We start from the raw sequence: 18,624 nt of genomic DNA, 5'->3' as shown, positions 1-18,624 counted from the left end.
ACGGTAAATCCGGTTTGTGCAAATTGTTCAGTCTTCGCGGGCGAGAATGCCGGTATCGATCAGCTGGCCCGACTCGCCGAACCACTTGATCAGGTGACCGTCGATGACCACGTGGAAGCTCGCCTTGCGCCCGTAGGACCAGTTGCGCCACTGCCGCACCCACATGTCGCCATCGAGCCACCAGCGGCCAGTGTCGGTTTCGTCCACATCCACGTCGTTGCGCGCATAGCCCAGCATGGTGCCGTCGGCCATGACCTGCACGCGATAGGACTCGCCGAGCGCGTTGGTGCCCAGCAGCACCGCGCCGGGGAATTCCGCCTGCAGATCGGCGGCGCGCAGCCGGCGGCCACTGGCAGTCTCCAGCGTCTCCTCGGTCTGCGAGACTTCGCCGTTGATCAGCCGCGCCAGTATGGCGACGCCGGCCTCGATCCGGTCCGCCTCTATGGCGGCATAGCCGATGCGCAGCGCGTTGTGCTCCCGCGGCAGCTCCAGCAGCAAGCCCTGCTGCTCCGCCTGTTTTTGCAGCTGTTCGGCGCTGACGCTTTCCGGCAGTTCGAGCCAGCAGGCGGTGCCGCAGCTGGCGCGGCGTACCTTCAGTTTCGGCAGGTGGTGCATCAGCGCCTCGCCCAGGGCCACCCAGCGTTCGCGCAGCTGCTGGGTGATGCGGAAGCTGGCCGCGTCCAGGTGACCGGAGGCAATGAACTTTGCCAGCAGGCGCTGATTGATTGCCGGCACCCGCTCGCGCAGGCTGTAGCGCAACGCGCGCAGCCGCTGTATCACCGGCTTGGGCGCCACCGCGAAGGCCAGCTGCATGCCCGGATCTATGACCTTGGGAAACTGGTAGAGGTAGATCACCGATTCGCCGCCGCCCAGGCTTTTCATCGGCGGCAGCGGGCTGCCGTGATAGCAGAATTCGTGCTCGCAGTCGTTTTCGATAATGACCGTGCCGCGCTCGTGCGCCAGCTGCAGCAGCTTGCGGCGCCGCTCCAGGCTGGTGGTTACCGCCGTCGGGTTGTGCGCATTGGGCTGCAGGAACCAGCAGTCGCTGCCCTGCAGCGCGGCGCCCGCGATGGGGCCGTCGCCGTCCTGCGGCAGTGCATGCAGGTTCGCGCCGGTGCGGCGGAAGATCTCCTCGGTTTCGCTGCAGCCCGGCAGCACCATCCCCAGGGTGCGGCCAGTGCCCAGCAGCAGCTGACCGAGCAGGTAGCAGGCCTGCTGCAAACCGCTGGTCAGCAGTATCTGCCCGGGCTCGACATAGATGCCCCGGCGCGGCAGCAGCCGCGTACAGATCTGCTCCACGAGCTGGCGGTCGTCCTCGTTGCCGCCGAGGGTGGCCCACTGCGCGACCTCGCGGCCGGTATAGATATCGCGGGTGCACTCGCGCCACTCGGCCCCCGGGAACAGGCGCGGGTCGTATTCGTTGCTGACAAATGGATAGGGATACTGCAGCCAGTTGGCCGGGCGCACCCGCAGCGCGCGGCGGCTGACGGAGACCGGGTTGCAGTGTTCGCGCCAGAAAGCGCGGTCCGGCTCACTGCCCGCGCCGGCGGGCAGGGCTTCCGCATGGCTGATGATGCCCTGCTGCTGCACCGCGTCACTGACATAGAAGCCGCTGCGCTCGCGGGTGGCGAGGAAGCCGTCGTCCACCAGCTGCTGGTAGGCCAGCACCACGGTGTTGCGGGCGACGCCGAGCTGTTCCGCCATGCGGCGCGAGGAGGGCATCTTGTGCCCGGCGGGAATGCTGCCGGACAAGATGCCCTGAACGATTTTTTCCCGTATCTGCGCCTGCAGGCTCTTGTCCGCCTGCGGGTCCAATACGATCAGTGATTCCGCCATGAGGGGCCGCTGTACTCAAGGCGCCGCTGGGTCTGCGGCGCTCGTTGTTATATTGGCAAGAATGATGCCCCCAGCGCCATGGGCAAATCAAGCGGGGGATGGCGAGACCGGGCCGGAGCAGACACGCATAGGTTGCACCAGGGATGGCGACCACAATGCGAGTTACCGGCACCAGTCGCCTACAGGGCGGGCTCCCACACACGGATGGGGACAGACGGACGGGAAGACCGGATTCAGGTCTTGTGATGTCTGCGCAGGCGGAAGGCGAGCCAGATCAGCGGCAGGCCGAACAGTATTGCGTAGATGCCGATCAGCCATACCAGGGCCAAGGCGCCGGCACCGGGATTGGCCAGTATCGCAAAGCCGAAGATCATCGACAGCAATCCGACGGCCATCAGCAGCCACTCGCTGCTGATTTCCTTGCGCAGATGGAAAGCGCCGATAATTTCAAATGCACCGCGCACCAGCGCCCAGGCACCGATAAATACCACGAGTACCAGCGCGGTGATCTGCGGATAGGCGAAGGTCACTATGCCGGCGGCGACGCTGATCAGGCCGGCCAGAATCAGCCACCACAGCGGCGTGGCCTTGTGCCGGCCCAGCACCGCGGCGATCAGCGCGAAGAAACCGTCCAGCAGCGCGTAGACGCCAAACAGAATGACCAGGGCGAGCAGGGATGGGCCGGGCCAGATGAAACACAGTATGCCGAAGACGACCCCGGCGACGCCGCGCAGCAGCAACAGCCACCAGTTTTCCGACAGTACCTGCAGTATCGGCCGGGTGGCCAGGGTGGGCTCCAGGCGGGGATCTAGCTTGGGATCGGTAGGCATAGGTGCGGCCCCTGTGTGAGCTGACTCTGAGCTGTTAAAGGCCAATTGAAGTGTCGTCGGCCACGAAATCCAAATTTTCTGGGAAAAAATTCTCGGGAGGGAAAGGGGCGCCGCCGCATACAAGCGCGGCCCATGGACGCGACCACCCAGTCGACTCTGCAAAGACTGAGGTCGCGGCCACGGGCCGCTTCATAAAAGTGTAGCTATTTATTCACGCACGCCAGCGAGTTCGATCAGGCCAGCGAGCCGATCACTCCACGCAGCTTGTCGACGATCGCGTCTATCTCGTGCGCCTCGATAATCAGCGGCGGCGACATGCACAGGGCATCGCCGATACCGCGCGCCATCACGCCGGCATCCCAGGCCAGGGCGGAGGCCTTGGCGCCGAACTTGCCCTTCAGGTTCTCCGGTGCGCGCAGCTCGACCGCGCCGACCAGGCCGTAGTTGCGCACGTCGATCACGTTGTCGAGGTCCGCGAGGCTGTGCAGCGCGTTTTCCCAGTGCTTGCCGATATCGCCGCTGGCGCGGGTCAGCAGGCCCTCGCGCTCGTAGATATCCAGCGTCGCCATACCGGCGGCACAGGCCACCGGGTGCGCGGAGTAGGTGTAGCCGTGGAAGAATTCCACCGCGCCCTCCGGGGCCGCATCCATCACCGTCCGGTAGATCTCATCCTTGACGAACACCGCACCCAGCGGCACCGCCGCGTTGGTGATGCCCTTGGCGGAAGTGATCATGTCCGGCGTCACGCCGAATTCGATGGAGGCGAAGGCGGAACCGGTGCGGCCCCAGCCGGAAATCACCTCGTCGAAAATCAGCAGCAGGTCGTGCTTGTCACAGATCTCGCGCAGGCGCTGCAGATAGCCTTTCGGCGGCAGCACCACACCGCCGGCGCCGGCGAAGGGCTCGACGATCACCGCGGCGATCTGGTCGGCACCGTGGAAAGCTACGAGACGCTCCAGGTCCTCCGCCAGCTCCACGCCGTGCTCCGGCAGGCCGCGGCTGAAGGCGTTGCGCTCGATGTCCAGGGTGTGGCGCATATGGTTGGCCTTCACCGGCTGGCCGAACGTCTGGTAATTGGGCGGCAGGCCGCCAACGGAGATGCCGCCGAAGTTGACCCCGTGATAGCCCTTTTCGCGGCCGATGAACATGGTGCGGGTGCCCTTGCCGCGGGCGCGCTGGTATTGCAGCGCGATCTTCAGCGCGCTCTCCACCGCCTCGGAACCGGAGTTGCCGAAGAACACATGGTTGAGGCCGTCCGGGGTGTGTTTTACCAGGCGCTCGGCGTAGTCGAAGCTCAGTTCGTGGCCGAAGTTGAAGATGGAGCTGTAATCCAGCTTTTTCGCCTGCTGGTGAATGGCCTCGGCGATCTCCGCACGGCAGTGGCCGGCGTTGGAGCACCAGAGGCCGGCAGTGGCGTCGATGATCTGGCGGCCGCCCTTTTCGGTCAGGTAGATGCCCTCGGCGCGCTCGACAATCCGCGGTGCGGACTTGAAGGTGCGGTTCGGGGTGAAGGGCATCCAGAAGGCTTCGGTTTTCAGTTCGGACATTTTTTCGCTCCGCGATTTCCCTGTGAATTCAGTAACGTTTTGTGGTCGGGCGAGCGCAAAGCTCGCCAATAAAAATTCAATTTTTCAATCGTCATCCCGGACTCGATCCGGGATCCGGTTTCGCGATGCCCGCGAGCACGCCGCATCCCTGGATACCGGCCTGCGCCGGTATGACGACAATATTCCCAGGGGCGATCCCAGTGTTCGCCCGGGCGGGCCTGCGGCCCGCGATGCCGAGCTGGGGCTCGGCGCTCCCGGCTCAGGCGCCGAAACAGCAGTACTTGGTCTCGTAAAACTCTGCCATGCCCTCGACGCCACCCTCGCGGCCGATGCCGGATTCCTTGCAGCCGCCGAAGGGCGCCACCGCCGTGGAGAAGACGCCGGTGTTGCAGGCCACCATACCGTATTCCAGCGCTTCCACCACGCGATTCGCGCGGCGGATATTCTCGCTCATCACATAGGCGGCGAGACCGTAGGGCGTATCGTTGGCGCGGCGGATGACGTCTTCCTCGTCGCTGAATTTCTGCACCGGCGCCAGCGGGCCGAAGATCTCTTCCTGCGCGATGCGCATGTCGTCGGTGACACCGGTAATCAGTGTAGGCGCAAAGTAATTTTCCCCGTGCGGCAGGTAGTCGCCGCCCAGCTCCACTTTTGCACCGGCCGCGATGGCGTCCTGCACCAGACCGTTGACGCGCTCGGCGGCGCGGCGGTGGATCAGCGGGCCGACGCTGACACCGGCGTCGCAGCCGTGGCCGACCTGCAGATCCGCGACGGCCGCGCGCAGCTTGTCGACAAATTCGTCGTGTACCGATTCCTGCACATAGATGCGGTTGGTGGACACACAGGTCTGGCCGGCATTGCGCATTTTGGTCGCCACACAGGCGGCGACGGCGGTGTCCAAGTCCGCGTCGTCGAATACGATAAAGGGCGCGTTGCCGCCCAGCTCCATCGACATCTTTTTCACGGTGCTGGCGCACTGGGCCATCAGCAGCTTGCCCACCGCGGTGGACCCGGTGAAGGTGAACTTGGCCACCCGCGCGTCCTGGGTCAAGACCTTGCCGATGCCCGCGGCGTCGGACCCCACCACCATATTGATGGTGCCCTTCGGCAGGCCGGCCTGCTCGGCCAGCTGGCACAGCGCCAGCGCCGACAGCGGCGTCTCCACCGGCGGCTTGATTACCACGGTACAACCGGCCGCCAGCGCGGGCGCCGCCTTGCGGGTGATCATCGCGTTGGGGAAATTCCACGGCGTGATGCAGGTCACCACACCCACCGGCTGGCGGATAGTGTTCAGGCGCATCGCCGGGTTGTGGGTCGGGATCGTCTGGCCGTAGGCGCGGCGGCATTCCTCGGCGAACCATTCGATGAAGGAGGCACCGTAGATGATCTCGCCCTTGGCCTCCGCCAGCGGCTTGCCCTGCTCCAGGGTCAGGATCCGCGCCAGGTCGTCGGCGTTGTCCACGATCAGCTGGTACCAGCGCTTCAGCACCGCGGCGCGCTCGGCCGCAGTCCTGCTCTTCCAGGCCGGGAAGGCGGCGCTGGCGGCGGCCACCGCGGCCTCGGCATCGGCGGCGCTGCCGTCGGCCACCTCGGCCAGCAGTTCGCCGCTGGCCGGGTCGCGCACCTCGATGGTGGAGGCGCCGTCGCGCCAGTCACCGTCGATATAGTTCTGAACCTTCAACAAATCCGGATTGGCCAGTTGCACCGCATATCTCCTTGCAATTATCGGTCTGAACAGCGATTGCGCCGATTCTCGACCCTGCGGGCGGCGGCGCATAGTAGTATCTCTCGAACTAAAGTTTGCCTTTATCAAACTTTCCCCTAAGCTGACACCAATGCCCTTTATGGACCCGAGGACCGCCCCCTGGGAACGCCGAGCTATCTACTTAGAAACGCTGAGGGCTCCAGCTCGGCAATCGGGCCAAAGGCCCGCCCCTTCGGCCCACAATCGCCCCAAATCAACGAGCTCTGAGAGACCCCATGAGCAAACCCAAATCCGCCCTGACCGGCCGCCTGGCCGACATGGACCTGCGCCTGCTGCGCGTCTTCCGCGAGGTGGTCCGCGCCGGCGGCCTGGCCCCGGCGGAGGTGGCGCTGAACATCAGCCGCTCCACCATCAGCACCCATCTGTCCGACCTGGAGGCGCGCCTCGGCATGCAGCTGTGCCTCAGATCCCGCGGCCGCGCCGACTTCAAGCTCACCCAGGAGGGCGAGGCGCTGTACCGGGCCATCGAGGAACTGGACGGCCACCTGGAGGCCTTCAAGAGCCAGGTCAACGCGATCCAGTCGCAGCTGACCGGCAGCCTGCGCATAGTGCTGCCGGACGACGTACTGGAAATCCCGCAGCTGGACCTGCCCGCCACCATCGCCCGCATCCGCGAGCGCGCGCCGCAGCTGCAGCTGGATGTACAGCTGGCGGCGCCGCAGGAGCTGGAACTGGAGATACTCGCCGGCCGCGCCGACGTGGGCATCAACCCGCTCCACTCCCGCCGCCCCGGCCTCGACTACCGGCCGCTGTTCCACCACCAGTCGCGGCTCTACTGCGCCCGCAGCCATCAATTGGGAAACGCTCAGGAAGTCAGTGAGGAGCTGCTCACCGAACAGGAACTGGCCGCACCCAGCCACGCAGTGCTGTCCGGCGCCGCCCACCTGTACCGGCTGTTCCCGCACAAATCCACCGCCAACCATATGGCCGCGCGGCTGGCGATGATACTGTCGGGCCGCTTTATCGGCTTTCTGCCCGAGTACCTCGCGGAGCGGTATGTACAGCGCGGCGAACTGCTGGCTCTGCACCCGCAGCGGTTTCGCTACCAGATCCAGAATGCGGCGACTTTCAAGCGCAGCGCCGCCGAGCACCCGGCCGTGCGGCTGTTTCTGGAATCCCTGGTGATCAATGGCTGAAGCCTGTCGGCCGGCACTGGCGCCGTATCGCACAAGCGTGGAATTGGGATGGACGCGGGGCATGGTTATATCTGGCAATTTATGGCCTTATATGGGCTTTCATGGTCAGATACGCCAGTGCGACCGGATATGGCCATGCCTTTTAATAAACTGTTAAGCGAATGAAGCCGATACTACTTACAATAATTGCGTTACTTATTTCTTCATGTTCAACTTCGGAACATGTTGTTGAAGATTCGATAGTTGAAAAATTTCAACTTCAGTCGAACCAAGCGCTTTTACTCGTACGAGTTGTAGAGTCACAATATACCGGTAAATATCCGTACGAATGCTCAGAGGATGAATGCGTTCCGTTTTATTTTTGGTTTGTATATGAGGCAGAAGTGCTAAAAGTGATTAAAGGAAATTTCGTGTCCAGGCATATAAATTTTGCCGCACTGCACCATACAAATTACTCCAAAGATGTTACAAATGAATGGTACGTTCAGGTGGCAGAGTTTGAGGATCGGCAAACCTCTCATGATTTAGGTGTGGAGTATTACGTGGTGGCTCACGATGCCAGAGCATTTTACTGAGTCCGCCGCGCTTAACAAAGCAATGCAGCCGACGTCTTACTTTGTGCACTTTTTGCACGGTCGCTACGCTCCCATTTTCGTGCAAAAAGCACACAAAGTAAGCCGCGCCTGATTGCGGCGCTATGGCTCCTAATCATGAGTGAATACGAAGAAAAATTGGACGTTAGTATTTTGTACAAAATCGCGATGTGGATAATCGATAGTGCTATAAAGAGCTCCGCTCTCACGAGAATAGTTGTATTTTCATCGTTGCTGATTTTACATTTGGTTCTTGTGTATTTTTTTGGAAGTTTTAATTATTTGGCTTCTTTTGGTGGGTTAATGACTGTTATTGGTTTCATCTTTATATTTGGATATAGCTTTCCTGAACATGAACCAGTCATGCCTTCCAATCCGGTTTCTGAGAGTAGAGCAACATACACGGTCGATGTGGGTGACACTTTTAGTGAAACTGTTCCAAGAGAAATAGCTGAAGAAATCAATAAAGATTACAAAAAAAAGGTTACAGAGCATCACAAATATCTAGATGCCAAGCGCAGACACCTATTTCAGAGCTTTTATTTTACAGTTTCGGGTACTTTATTGTGGGCATACGCGGGATACTTGGACTTAGTATTCTGCAAGTAGCCATAACAAGCTAGGCAGGATGCTCCGGGCCTTAGGTCCTCCGCGGGGCAACTTACCCTGCTGGCGGCGTTATGGCAGAGCAAGAATGAAGAATAATTTCTGTAATTATTCAGGCAATAAGAAGCCAATAATTACTCTCGTTCTCTTACGATGGATGCCAACGTATAGTTGAACCCCGCACTTATGGAGTGACGACCAAAGAGAAGAAAACTCCCGAGCAGATCGACTATGGAATCCAATCAAAAATGATGAATCGCAGGCTGTCTTTGACGTGTCTTCACCCACCATGACGATTTTTCCGCCCAAAGGGAAGAGTACGGGCACAGCCATCATCGTTTTTCCCGGCGGGGGCTATAGGGCTGTAGTGGTCACGCTGGAGGGCACGGAAATCTGCAATTGGATAACGTCAAAGGGCATAACTTGTGTATTGTCCAAGTATCGTGTTCCGGGGTCCAACCACCATTGGGATGCCGAATGCAAGTGCCACATCACCCCCGATGTGCCGCGTGCGCTGCAGGACGCTCAGCGCACGATCCGGATGGTTCGCTCAAAGGCACGGGAATTGCGCGTAGACCCGCAGAAGATTGGCGTGATGGGCTTTTCCGCTGGCGGGTATCTCGGCGCTCAAACCAGCAATATCGTTAAACCTGCCTATGATCCGGTCGATGAGATCGATCGGATCAGCAGCCGGCCGGACTTCGCCATTCTGTTCTTTCCCGGGCACCTCTGTCGTTCCGGCGACACACTCGATCCCGGCATTCAGGTCACCGGGAAAACGCCGCCGACCTTTCTGCTCCAGGCGTGGGACGATCCGGTCAATAAAATCTGCAACAGCACGGTTTATGCAAGGGCGCTGGATGCAGCGGGCGTTCCGGCAGAGGTCCATCTCTTCGCTACCGGCGGACATGCGTTCGGCCTGAGGCGAGATCGGTCTCCCGATATGATCTGGCCTTCCCTCGTTGAGAATTGGCTCAAGGATATCGAAATCCTGCATTGATCCCTACACGCGAAGTTGCAGGGGACGCCTTGTTTCGTGCAGCTTCTGTGCAAGCCGCCCCCGGGCGCGGTCTTATCGGTAAGACTTACCCACGAAAAGTGGATGGAACAACAGTTCATCCAGTGCCGCAGAGAGGAATAGCAAGTTGAAGGATTCAGAAGCGTTTTGGGACAAGATCGCGCCTCGCTACGCCAAAAGCCCGGTCCGGAACGGGGAAATCTATCAAAAGAAACTGGCAATCACGCAGGAATACTTCCGGCCCGACTGGTCGGTATTTGAATTCGGCTGTGGCACCGGCAGTACCGCCATTATCCACGCGCCCCACGTCAGGCATATTCTCGCTACCGATATCTCGGGCAAGATGCTCGATATCGCCGAAAGCAAGGCGCGGGATGCAGGCGTGGAGAACATTCGCTTTCAGCAGGGCACGCTGGATCGCCTGGAGCTGGAAGCGGAAAGCTTTGATGCCGTGCTGGGGCTCAATATTCTGCACCTGATGGCAGATGTGAATGCGGCAGTTTCGAGGGTATACGGACTGTTGAAGCCGGGCGGAATCTTTGTATCCAGCACCGCGCTCATCTCCGAGGCTAGGCTCCTCTGGCGACTGCTGATTCCGATCATGCAGTCCTTAAACTTAGCGCCTTATGTGAATCGATTTGGCAGGCAGGAGCTTATTTCGATGCTGATCAATGCCGGCTTTAGTGTTGACCGCGAGTGGCAGCCGGGAAATGAATCGATTTTTATTGTCGCTAAGAAGTGCGCCTGAATCTGCTTAGCCAAAATCAACCGACAAAAAACCATAGCAGGTTGGCTTCCGCTACCGGTAAAGGCTGCCCGTCTAAATTGCGCCAGGCTTCGACCGCCGCTTGCAGGAACTTCGGCAAGCCGTTATCCGCCACCAAGGGAGCCCGTATGCCTAGAGAGAGACCCAACTGCGCAATAGCCAGGAAACTCTACGAGGCATTCCTGGCGGGCGATCTCGAAGCTATTTACGCGCTGCTGGATCCGGGCGTGGAGTGGGAGCTTATCGGTTCCGGGGAGATCCCGCATTTCGGCCTGTACCGCGGCATAGACGCGGTGAAGCAGTTCTTTTCTATCCTAGGGGAGATCAATCACGTGGAGTCTTTCGAGGTGCTGTCATACACCGAGACGGAGAATGGCGCCTACGCCGAGTGCCGGGAGCGCGGCCACTTCAAGGGGCACCCGAAACACTTTGATATGCGCTCTTGCCAGATACTGGAAATCGCGCAGGGGCGCATCGTTCGCTTCAGGATCTACCAGGATACCGCGCAGATGCTCGATGCGTGGCGTTCCCAATAAGTGGAGGCTGCGCCCGGCGAATGCCCGCCAGCGGCTCAAGGCGTTGGCGGAATGATTGGCTGCATGTTAGGTATGGCGCTTCCCTGCGGCCGGGCCTGCCGAGCTGAAACTATCGTGGTGGCCACCCGCGCGAAAAGGAAACGCGGTTTTGCCGCCTCCCGATCGGGGCAGCCGCTGCGGCTCAGCGCTCGCCGCGGCACAAACTATTAGGGGACAGCGTGGATTCCAGCAAACTCTATCTGTTGGCGGCAGATGCAATCCTCTTTACGCATGTACTCTTTGTCGTGTTTGTCGTCTTTGGCCTGCTGTGCATTTTGGTTGGCAAATGGCTGTCCTGGTCCTGGGTGCGCAATCGCTGGTTTCGGCTGGCGCACCTCGCCGCCATAGTTTTTGTGGTGCTGCAGGCGTGGCTCGGCGCGATTTGCCCTCTCACCATCTGGGAAATGGCGCTGCGCGAAAGGGCCGGTGACGCGGTCTACGCCGGCTCCTTCATTGCGCATTGGCTGGGAACAGTATTGTTTTACCGCCTACCCGATTGGGTATTTGTCGTCTGCTATACCGCATTTGGCGCACTTGTGGTTGCGAGCTGGTTCTGGGTGCGGCCGCGCCCGTTCAGCAAAGACTGAATCGATGGCACTGAGTGTGCGATCCCCTAGCGCCGACAGCCGATGCCGGCTCGTTTGTAATCTGGGCGCCCGTCGTCTATTTACTGTATCGGATCTACGTTTGTGCGAGTGTGAAACGGTTTTTTCAACCGTCGCATGACGCGCAACAGCCCGTACACCCGTGTCGACCCAGTAATCATTCTTAGCGGCAATTCCGAACCGTTCATGCGCATATGAGTTATTCCAGCATTCGCATACCCGGATACTGTATTCACGGCGAGGTCGGTGATGGCGGCATGGCGTCTGTTTATCTCGCGACCCAGGAATCGCTGAACCGCAAGGTGGCCATCAAGGTCCTGCACAACGGAGTCGACGCGCGCATCGGCGAACGTTTCGTCAACGAGGCGCATTTTATCGCCAGCCTGAACAATCCCCACGTCATTACCATCTACGATATTTCCACCCTCGAAAATGGCGACAGTTACATCGCCATGGAGTTTGTCGGGGGCGGCGACTTGATCGGCAACTCGGACAGGTTTAGCGAGCCGAGCGCCATGCTCGGCCTGATCCGCCAGGTGGCGCTGGGCCTGGCGGAAGTCCACGAGAACGGCATCATTCACCGGGACGTGAAGCCGACCAATATCCTCTTCCGCAAGGACGGCACCGCGGTGCTGACGGATTTTGGCATCGCCAAGGATGTCGATAACGACTCAGACCTGACCCAGGCCGGCTCCAGTCTGGGCAGCCCCTCCTACAGCAGCCCGGAACAGGCGCAGGGCCTGCCGCTCGATGTGACGACCGATATCTACAGCCTGGGTGTGGTGCTGCTGGAGCTGATACTGGGCCAGAACCCGTTCAAGAGCGACAGCCATACCAGTACCGCGATCAACCATATCCATCTGCCGGTGCCCGCGCTGCCGGCTGGCTTCGACGAGCTGTCGCCGCTGGTGCAGCGGATGCTGGCCAAGCGGCCGGAGGAGCGCTACCAGTCCTGCCGGGACCTGATCGCGGACATAGACAGGATTCTGGAGTCGGTCGGCGAGGACGCAGGCCCAGCGGACGGGGAGGTCCTGCCAGCGGCGATCGCGGGCTGGTGGTCCGCACTGCCCGCGCGCTTCAAGGCCGGGCTCGGCGGCCTGGCGACGGGTGCCGCACTGGTCGCACTGTATCTCGGCGTTTTCTATCAAAGCGAAACCGAGCGGGAGATCAGCCGGTTGCTCGCGCAGGCGGAACAGAGCATGGAGGCGGGTCGCTATCTGGCCCCCGCGGGGGATAACGCCCGCGACTTCTACCGCCAGGTGCTGCTGCTGGACAGCACGAATCTCAAGGCGATCCTGGGCCTGAAGACCGCCGAGGAAAGACAGCTGGATGCCTACCTGATGAAGGGCGCACAGGCGCTGGCATCCGACCGGCTGCAACGGCCCAGGGGAGACAACGCCCTGCATTATTTTCGCCAGGCGCTGGCCCTCGATGCGGACAACCAGCGAGCCCACATGGGTATCGCGCAGGTGATCGAGGCCTATGTGCGGCTGGCGCAGGCGGATCTGCTCGAGCGGGACTACAGGGGCGCCAACTACCACGTCGACAGCGGCCTCAGCATCGCGCCAGCCCATGAGACACTGCTGGCGCTGCGAACCGAGCTGTCGCTAAAACTGGAGCAGAAGCTGGCGCAGGAGCAGAAACAGGAGAGAAGTCAGGAACCGACACAGCAGCAGGAGCGACAGGAACAGCTTCAAGAGCAGGATTCGCCCACAGTCAGAACAGTTATCCGCAATATGCTCGACAAGTTGCGCACCACCATCATCGGCGATCACTGACAGCGCGCCGCCTTCGCGCGAGCCGGTCGGCGCCCTCGCGATAACAGAGAGCGGCGGTCAACGCCCACGTTTCGAAGCGCCAACGGCAGTCGCCTGGCACAGGCGCGAGCAACCGATTACCATCACCGACTTCTGCGCGACCGGGCCGGACAGCGTTTACACGCGCAGCTGTCCCGCCGGCCCCGACGATTTAGGAGCAGTACCCTTGAGCCAGCATGCAGCGGTAACCACCCACTTCCTGGAAATGACCGCCCCGAACCAGCTGCGCGGCAAACCGCGGCCGCCAGCGCTCGAAGTGATCGAGGCGGAACTGAAGGAGTATCGCTTCAACCGCTACCTGTACCAGCTGGTGGGCGAGCCCTGGCAGTGGACCGACAAGCTGGCACTGCCCGACGAGACCTGGCGCCAGTACGCGGAGCGGGAGCAGCTGCGCACCTGGGTGGCCTACCACCGCGGCGCCATCGCCGGCTACTACGAGCTGGAACAGCAGGCGGACGGCGATGTGCAGATCGCCTATTTTGGCCTGGCACCGAGGTTCGTCGGCATGGGTTTCGGCGGCTACCTGCTGACATGCGCGCTGCAATCGGCCTGGGCCTGGGGCAATACCCGGCGGGTCTGGGTGCACACCTGCACCCTGGACCATCCGGGCGCGCTGCACAATTATCGCGCCCGCGGCATGCTGGTTTACCGCACCGAACAAGAATAACTGCCGACGCACTGGGCAACGCGATACGCTAGCCGGTGACTGCAGAAGCACGCTGCTTCGTCGTGCGCTGCAGGCCGTCGCCAAAGTCTGGTGTTGCGCTCCTGAATCCGCCGCTCCAGGCAGCGCTGCGCGCTATAAAGACCCCACCGCCGTCTACAATTTGCGGACTCGAGCGGCAATCACCCGCGCGCAGCACAGCCGCGGCACCCGGGCCCTTGCCGCGCACCGCATCGGGATGGATCCCAATGGAAACCAATTCGCACACTGCGGTTAGCCGCCGGCAGGGAAGCGGGCGCGACGCCGCTTTGACGCTGCTGGTGCTGGCCGCCCCGCTGGGCGCGACCCTGTGGCTGCTGGCACTGCTGCCGGACGTGCGCGCCGGCGCGGCGCTGCAGTTCGCTATTTCCTGGGTGCCGAGCCTCGGGGTGACGCTGGCGTTCATGGTCGACGGCCTGAGCCTGCTGTTTGCACTGCTGGTCAGCGGCATCGGCTTTTTTGTCGTGATCTACGCCGGCCTCTATCTGCGCGGACACCCGCTGTTGTCGCGTTTCTATCTCTACCTGCTGCTGTTCATGATCGGCATGCTCGGCCTGGTGCTGGCGGCCGACCTGATTACGCTATTCGTGTTCTGGGAGCTGACCACCGTCGCCAGCTACCTGCTGATCGGATTCAACCACGCCACTGCCGCGGCGCGGCGCGCGGCGCTTCAGGCGCTGTTGCTCACCGGGCTCGGGGGCCTGTGCCTGCTCGCCGGACTGATCCTGCTCGGCAATGCCGCGGGGAGTTACCAACTGGCAGAAGTACTGCAGGCGGGAGCGCGAGTCCGCGCAGACAGTCTCTATGTGCCGACGCTGCTGCTGATCCTCGCCGGCGCGCTGACGAAATCGGCGCAGATCCCTTTTCATTTCTGGCTCCCCAACGCGATGGCGGCACCGACGCCGGTGAGCGCCTACCTGCACTCGGCGACCATGGTGAAGGCGGGCATCTACCTGATCGCGCGCCTGCACCCGGTGCTGTCGGGCACCGGCCTGTGGGAGTGGGCGCTGACGTTGACGGGCGCGGCCACCGCGGTGGTGGCGGCGGTGCTGGCGCTGCGCCAGACGGATCTGAAGCTGGCACTCGCCTATACCACCGTGGTGGCCCTGGGCACCCTGACGATGTTTCTCGGCTCCGACGACACCGTTGCGATCGCCGCGGCCATTACCTTCGTGCTGGTGCACGCCTTTTACAAGGCGGCGCTGTTTATGGTGGTGGGCATCATCGACCACGCCACCGGCACCCGGGAACTCACACAGCTCGGCGGCCTCTGGCGCAAGCTGCCGGTTACTTTTGTCGCCGCTCTGGCCGCGGCCCTGTCGATGGCCGGCTTCCCGCCATTTCTCGGTTTTATCGGCAAGGAACTGAAGTACGAGGGCGCACTGGCGATCGCCACTGAGCCGTTGCTGGTGGCTGGCGCGGCGGTGTTTGCCAATGCCCTGATGGTGGCGGTGGCGGCGACGGTGGTGCTGAAGCCCTTTCTCGGCCGCCCCGGCCGCCAGGCCACTCACCGCGACGGCCCGGCTGGCCTGTGGCTGGGACCGCTGCTGCTGGCGTGCCTGGGCCTGGCATTCGGCCTGGATACCAGTCTGGTGGCAGACAGCCTGGTACAGCCTGCTGTCACCGCGATACTCGGCCGCCCGGAAACCGTGAAGCTGAAGCTCTGGCACGGCATCAATCTGCCGCTGCTGCTGAGTGTCGCCACCCTCACCCTCGGCGTTGCCGCCTTCGCTGCCCAGCACCGGCTGCGCGCCTTGATGGACAGCGTGGCTCCGCGCCTGCCATTAAGTGCCGACCGCATTTGGGACAGCTTGATCGAAAGCCTGAAGTCCCTCGCCGCCGCACAGACACGCCTGCTGCAGCACGGTGTGTTACACAAGTATCTGCAGACGGTATTTGTCACCCTGGCACTGCTGCTCGCGCTGGCGCTGCTGCACGGCGGGGCGCCATCGCTCGAATGGCCAGAGCTGACTATCAAGGAGTGGGCGGCAATGGCGCTCACCCTTGCCGGCGCACTGATGGCAGCTGCGGCGCGGCAACCGCTTACCGCCATCTGCGGACTCGGAGCCCTCGGCGTGGGCATCGCGCTGATTTACCTGTTCTTCGGCGCGCCGGATGTGGCGATCACGCAGCTCTTGGTGGAAACGCTGTTTCTGGTAATGATCGCCATGACCCTGCACCGGTTGCCTCTCTTCTCGCGTCCGCACCATGCATCGCTGCGCCGCGGCGACGCCCTGCTCGCTATCGCCGTCGGCTGCGCGGTAACCGCGGCCTTGTTGCTCGCGTTGCAGCAGCCGTTCGACCCCGCCACACGGGATTACTTTGAGCGGGCCGCGGTGCCGGAGGCCCACGGGCGCAATATCGTCAACGTGATCCTGGTGGACTTCCGCGCGCTGGACACCTTCGGCGAAATACTGGTGGTCTTCGCCGCCGCGGCCGCCGCGGTCACGCTCTTGCGCGGGCACCGAATCCGGAGCCGGAATGGAAACGGAAACGGAAACGGGAACGGAAACGGAGAGTGAAGAATGAACTCGCCGATCCTGCAGGGCGCCACCCGTATTCTCGCCGCACTGATTCTGCTGTTTTCGGTCTACATGCTGCTGCGCGGGCACAACGAGCCGGGCGGCGGCTTTATCGCCGGCCTGATCGCCTCGGCAGCTCTTATCCTGTTCGCGCTGGCCTGGGGCGTCGCCGAGGCGCGCGCTTCGCTGCGAGTGGCGCCGGCAAAACTGGCCGCTGCGGGCGGCCTGCTTGCCGGGGGTTCCGGAGCCGTCGCATTGCTGAGCGGTCTGGCGCCGTTTACCGGGCTGTGGCTGTTCATCGGCGGCGGTGATGACGGCAAGGGCTTACCTGTCAGCACCGTGTTGGCGTTCGACATCGGCGTCTACCTGGCGGTGTTCGGCTCGGTGCTGATGCTGTTCTTTGCCCTGGAGGACGACTGACCGTGGAAACCGCACTGGCTCTTCTTGTCGGCGCCATGACGGCAACCGGGATCTACCTGATGCTGGCCCGCAACCTGCTGCGCTACCTGTTCGGCCTGATCCTGTTCAGCAATGCCGCCAACCTGGCGATCTTCGCCGCCGGCCGGCTGACGCGCGCCGTGCCCCCACTGGTCGAGGCGGGCCTGAATGCGCCGGCGACGCCGGTAGCCAATGCGCTGCCACAGGCGATGATTCTGACTGCTATTGTGATCGGCTTCGGACTGCTGGCATTCGCGCTGGCGCTCATCGTCGCCAGTTACCGCACGCTCGGCACCCTGGACGCGGATACCATGCGTCTCGCCGAACCGCCAGTGGCGCACGACGCGCAGGGGACGCACTGATTTGAGCTGGCTACTCGCGCTGCCTTTCCTGCTGCCGATCGTCACCGCGCTGGTGGCTTATCTGACGCGCCGCCGCGAAGCGCTCACGCGCGGCCTCAGTGTCGGCAATTGCGCGCTGTTGCTGCTGGTGACCCTGATGATTTTCATTGCCGTCGTGCGAGGGGGGCCGGTGGCGGCGCAGATGGGCGGCTGGCCGGCGCCGCACGGCATCTCCCTGGCCGCCGACTACCTGAGCGCGCTGATGCTGCTGGTCACCGCTATCGTCGGCCTCGCGGTGGCAATCTTCGCGCTGGCGGATATCGATCGCGCGTGCGCCCGCCTCGGCTTCCACAGTTTTTTCCAGCTGCTGCTGGCCGGCGTCTGCGGCAGCTTCGTGACCGGCGACCTGTTCAACCTCTACGTCTGGTTCGAGGTAATGCTGATCGCGTCCTTCGCACTGATGGTGCTCGGCGGCAAGCCGCTGCAACTGGATGCCGGAATCAAATACGTGGCGCTGAACCTGGTCTCGACCCTGCTGATGCTGACCGCGATCGGCCTGGTGTACGGGCTCACCGGCACGCTGAACATGGCGCAGCTGCACCTGACGGTGGCCGCGATCGACAACCCGGCGGCAATCGATGTGCTGGGCGTGCTGCTGCTCGGCGCCTTCGGCATCAAGGCGGCACTGTTCCCGCTGTTTTTCTGGCTGCCGGCCTCCTATCACGCGCCGCCGGTGGCAGTCACGGCAGTCTTTGCCGGGCTGCTTACCAAGGTCGGCGTCTATGCGCTGATCCGCACCTTCACACTGATTTTTCCCGCCGGTGAAGGCCTCGTGCATCAGCTACTGCTGCCGGCGGCGCTGCTGACGATGCTCACCGGGGTGCTCGGCGCCGCGGCCCATTATGAGTTCCGCAAGATCCTCGCTTTCCACATCGTCAGCCAGATCGGCTTCCTGGTGCTGGGGCTGGCACTGTACAGCCCGCTGGCGCTGGCCGGAGCTATCTTTTACATGGTCCACAACATAGTGGCGAAGACCAACCTGCTGCTGATCAGCGGCACTGCGCAGCGCCTCGCCGGCAGTTTCGAACTGCTGCGTATCGGCGGCCTCTATCGCGCCGCGCCGCTGCTGGCGGCGGTGTTTTTCATCGCCGCCTTCGGACTCGCCGGTTTTCCGCCGCTGTCCGGCTTCTGGGCCAAGTTTCTGCTAGTAAAGGCGAGCCTCGACCAGACCGCTTACTGGACCGCCGCGGTGGCGTTGCTGACCGGCGCCCTGACCCTGTTTTCGATGAGCAAGATCTGGGCGGAGGCGTTCTGGAAGGATCACCCCGGTGGCGAGCAAAGCCTGGCGCCACTGGCCGGCACCGAACGTCTGCAACGCTTGCTGCCTTCGCTGGCGCTGGCACTGGTGACGCTGGCGCTCGGACTGTTTCCGCAGCCGCTGATCGGTTTTTCCCTGCGCGCGGCCGCGGCCCTGCTCGACCCGGGCGCCTATGTTGAGGCGGTGCTGGCCGGGCCTTGACGCCGAC

Annotated in this window: 17 protein-coding genes; 13 read left to right on the top strand and 4 right to left on the bottom strand. The window is 62.4% G+C overall.

Going from position 1 to position 18,624, the window contains the following annotated elements; genetic code table 11:
- Window positions 1-27: 27 nt before the first annotated feature.
- The 4 genes from RRF64_RS14165 to RRF64_RS14150 form a co-directional block, all read right to left on the bottom strand.
- Window positions 28-1,836 (bottom strand): aminotransferase-like domain-containing protein, encoded by a 1,809-nt coding sequence (locus RRF64_RS14165; protein ID WP_323846544.1) that lies wholly within the window; start codon window positions 1,834-1,836, stop codon window positions 28-30.
- A gap of 233 nt (window positions 1,837-2,069) precedes the next feature.
- Complete coding sequence (locus RRF64_RS14160) at window positions 2,070-2,666, bottom strand: HdeD family acid-resistance protein (RefSeq protein WP_323846543.1); 597 nt, start codon at window positions 2,664-2,666, stop codon at window positions 2,070-2,072.
- A gap of 233 nt (window positions 2,667-2,899) precedes the next feature.
- Complete coding sequence (aptA, locus tag RRF64_RS14155; RefSeq protein ID WP_323846542.1) at window positions 2,900-4,213, bottom strand: omega-aminotransferase AptA; 1,314 nt, start codon at window positions 4,211-4,213, stop codon at window positions 2,900-2,902.
- Window positions 4,214-4,472: 259 nt separating this feature from the next.
- Window positions 4,473-5,918, bottom strand: a complete 1,446-nt coding sequence (locus tag RRF64_RS14150) for an NAD-dependent succinate-semialdehyde dehydrogenase (protein WP_323846541.1) — start codon at window positions 5,916-5,918, stop codon at window positions 4,473-4,475.
- Window positions 5,919-6,193: 275 nt separating this feature from the next.
- On the opposite strand from RRF64_RS14150, the gene RRF64_RS14145 reads away from it, so the two are divergent.
- The 13 genes from RRF64_RS14145 (at window position 6,194) to RRF64_RS14085 (ending at window position 18,617) form a co-directional block, all read left to right on the top strand.
- A complete protein-coding gene (locus tag RRF64_RS14145) occupies window positions 6,194-7,114 on the top strand; it encodes a LysR family transcriptional regulator (protein WP_323846540.1) in 921 nt (306 codons plus the stop codon).
- A 161-nt stretch (window positions 7,115-7,275) separates the two neighbouring features.
- The gene (locus RRF64_RS14140) at window positions 7,276-7,689 is read left to right on the top strand and encodes a hypothetical protein (RefSeq protein WP_323846539.1); all 414 of its coding nucleotides are present in this window, start codon (window positions 7,276-7,278) and stop codon (window positions 7,687-7,689) included.
- 135 nt (window positions 7,690-7,824) lie between these two features.
- On the top strand, window positions 7,825-8,316 hold the full coding sequence (locus tag RRF64_RS14135; RefSeq protein ID WP_323846538.1) for a hypothetical protein: 492 nt from the start codon (window positions 7,825-7,827) through the stop codon (window positions 8,314-8,316).
- Between the two features lie 286 nt (window positions 8,317-8,602).
- The gene (locus RRF64_RS14130) at window positions 8,603-9,313 is read left to right on the top strand and encodes an alpha/beta hydrolase (RefSeq protein ID WP_323846537.1); all 711 of its coding nucleotides are present in this window, start codon (window positions 8,603-8,605) and stop codon (window positions 9,311-9,313) included.
- Between the two features lie 145 nt (window positions 9,314-9,458).
- The gene (locus RRF64_RS14125) at window positions 9,459-10,079 is read left to right on the top strand and encodes a class I SAM-dependent methyltransferase (protein ID WP_323846536.1); all 621 of its coding nucleotides are present in this window, start codon (window positions 9,459-9,461) and stop codon (window positions 10,077-10,079) included.
- Window positions 10,080-10,225: 146 nt separating this feature from the next.
- The gene (locus RRF64_RS14120; RefSeq protein WP_323846535.1) at window positions 10,226-10,633 is read left to right on the top strand and encodes a nuclear transport factor 2 family protein; all 408 of its coding nucleotides are present in this window, start codon (window positions 10,226-10,228) and stop codon (window positions 10,631-10,633) included.
- A 218-nt stretch (window positions 10,634-10,851) separates the two neighbouring features.
- Entirely contained in the window at window positions 10,852-11,259 is a 408-nt protein-coding gene (locus RRF64_RS14115; protein WP_323846534.1) for a DUF2784 domain-containing protein, read from the top strand.
- Window positions 11,260-11,471: 212 nt separating this feature from the next.
- Window positions 11,472-13,055: a serine/threonine protein kinase gene (locus RRF64_RS14110; protein ID WP_323846533.1), complete on the top strand. Its 1,584-nt coding sequence runs from the start codon at window positions 11,472-11,474 to the stop codon at window positions 13,053-13,055.
- 205 nt (window positions 13,056-13,260) lie between these two features.
- Window positions 13,261-13,761 carry a GNAT family N-acetyltransferase gene (locus RRF64_RS14105; RefSeq protein WP_323846532.1) on the top strand — a complete coding sequence of 167 codons (501 nt, stop codon included), beginning with the start codon at window positions 13,261-13,263 and terminating at the stop codon, window positions 13,759-13,761.
- Between the two features lie 245 nt (window positions 13,762-14,006).
- A complete protein-coding gene (mbhE, locus tag RRF64_RS14100; protein WP_323846531.1) occupies window positions 14,007-16,319 on the top strand; it encodes a hydrogen gas-evolving membrane-bound hydrogenase subunit E in 2,313 nt (770 codons plus the stop codon).
- A gap of 3 nt (window positions 16,320-16,322) precedes the next feature.
- On the top strand, window positions 16,323-16,739 hold the full coding sequence (locus tag RRF64_RS14095; protein WP_323846530.1) for an MnhB domain-containing protein: 417 nt from the start codon (window positions 16,323-16,325) through the stop codon (window positions 16,737-16,739).
- Between the two features lie 2 nt (window positions 16,740-16,741).
- A complete protein-coding gene (locus tag RRF64_RS14090) occupies window positions 16,742-17,119 on the top strand; it encodes a Na+/H+ antiporter subunit C (protein ID WP_323846529.1) in 378 nt (125 codons plus the stop codon).
- Window position 17,120: 1 nt separating this feature from the next.
- Window positions 17,121-18,617 carry a Na+/H+ antiporter subunit D gene (locus tag RRF64_RS14085; RefSeq protein ID WP_323846528.1) on the top strand — a complete coding sequence of 499 codons (1,497 nt, stop codon included), beginning with the start codon at window positions 17,121-17,123 and terminating at the stop codon, window positions 18,615-18,617.
- The last annotated feature ends 7 nt before the right edge of the window (window positions 18,618-18,624 follow it).

Source organism: Microbulbifer magnicolonia (assembly GCF_035117725.1).
GTDB classification, from domain to species: Bacteria; Pseudomonadota; Gammaproteobacteria; order Pseudomonadales; family Cellvibrionaceae; genus Microbulbifer; species Microbulbifer magnicolonia.
Note: the sequence above shows the minus strand (reverse complement) of the source record. Positions and strands in the feature narration are given on the sequence as shown.

Bases quoted from the DNA above. Each gene is read 5' to 3' on its own strand.
- RRF64_RS14165 (WP_323846544.1), bottom strand. From the start codon at position 1,836: ATGGCGGAATCACTGATCGTATTGGACCCGCAGGCGGACAAGAGCCTG.
- RRF64_RS14160 (WP_323846543.1), bottom strand. From the start codon at position 2,666: ATGCCTACCGATCCCAAGCTAGATCCCCGCCTGGAGCCCACCCTGGCC.
- aptA (WP_323846542.1), bottom strand. From the start codon at position 4,213: ATGTCCGAACTGAAAACCGAAGCCTTCTGGATGCCCTTCACCCCGAAC.
- RRF64_RS14145 (WP_323846540.1), top strand. From the start codon at position 6,194: ATGAGCAAACCCAAATCCGCCCTGACCGGCCGCCTGGCCGACATGGAC.
- RRF64_RS14140 (WP_323846539.1), top strand. From the start codon at position 7,276: ATGAAGCCGATACTACTTACAATAATTGCGTTACTTATTTCTTCATGT.
- RRF64_RS14135 (WP_323846538.1), top strand. From the start codon at position 7,825: ATGAGTGAATACGAAGAAAAATTGGACGTTAGTATTTTGTACAAAATC.
- RRF64_RS14130 (WP_323846537.1), top strand. From the start codon at position 8,603: ATGACGATTTTTCCGCCCAAAGGGAAGAGTACGGGCACAGCCATCATC.
- RRF64_RS14120 (WP_323846535.1), top strand. From the start codon at position 10,226: ATGCCTAGAGAGAGACCCAACTGCGCAATAGCCAGGAAACTCTACGAG.
- RRF64_RS14110 (WP_323846533.1), top strand. From the start codon at position 11,472: ATGAGTTATTCCAGCATTCGCATACCCGGATACTGTATTCACGGCGAG.
- mbhE (WP_323846531.1), top strand. From the start codon at position 14,007: ATGGAAACCAATTCGCACACTGCGGTTAGCCGCCGGCAGGGAAGCGGG.
- RRF64_RS14095 (WP_323846530.1), top strand. From the start codon at position 16,323: ATGAACTCGCCGATCCTGCAGGGCGCCACCCGTATTCTCGCCGCACTG.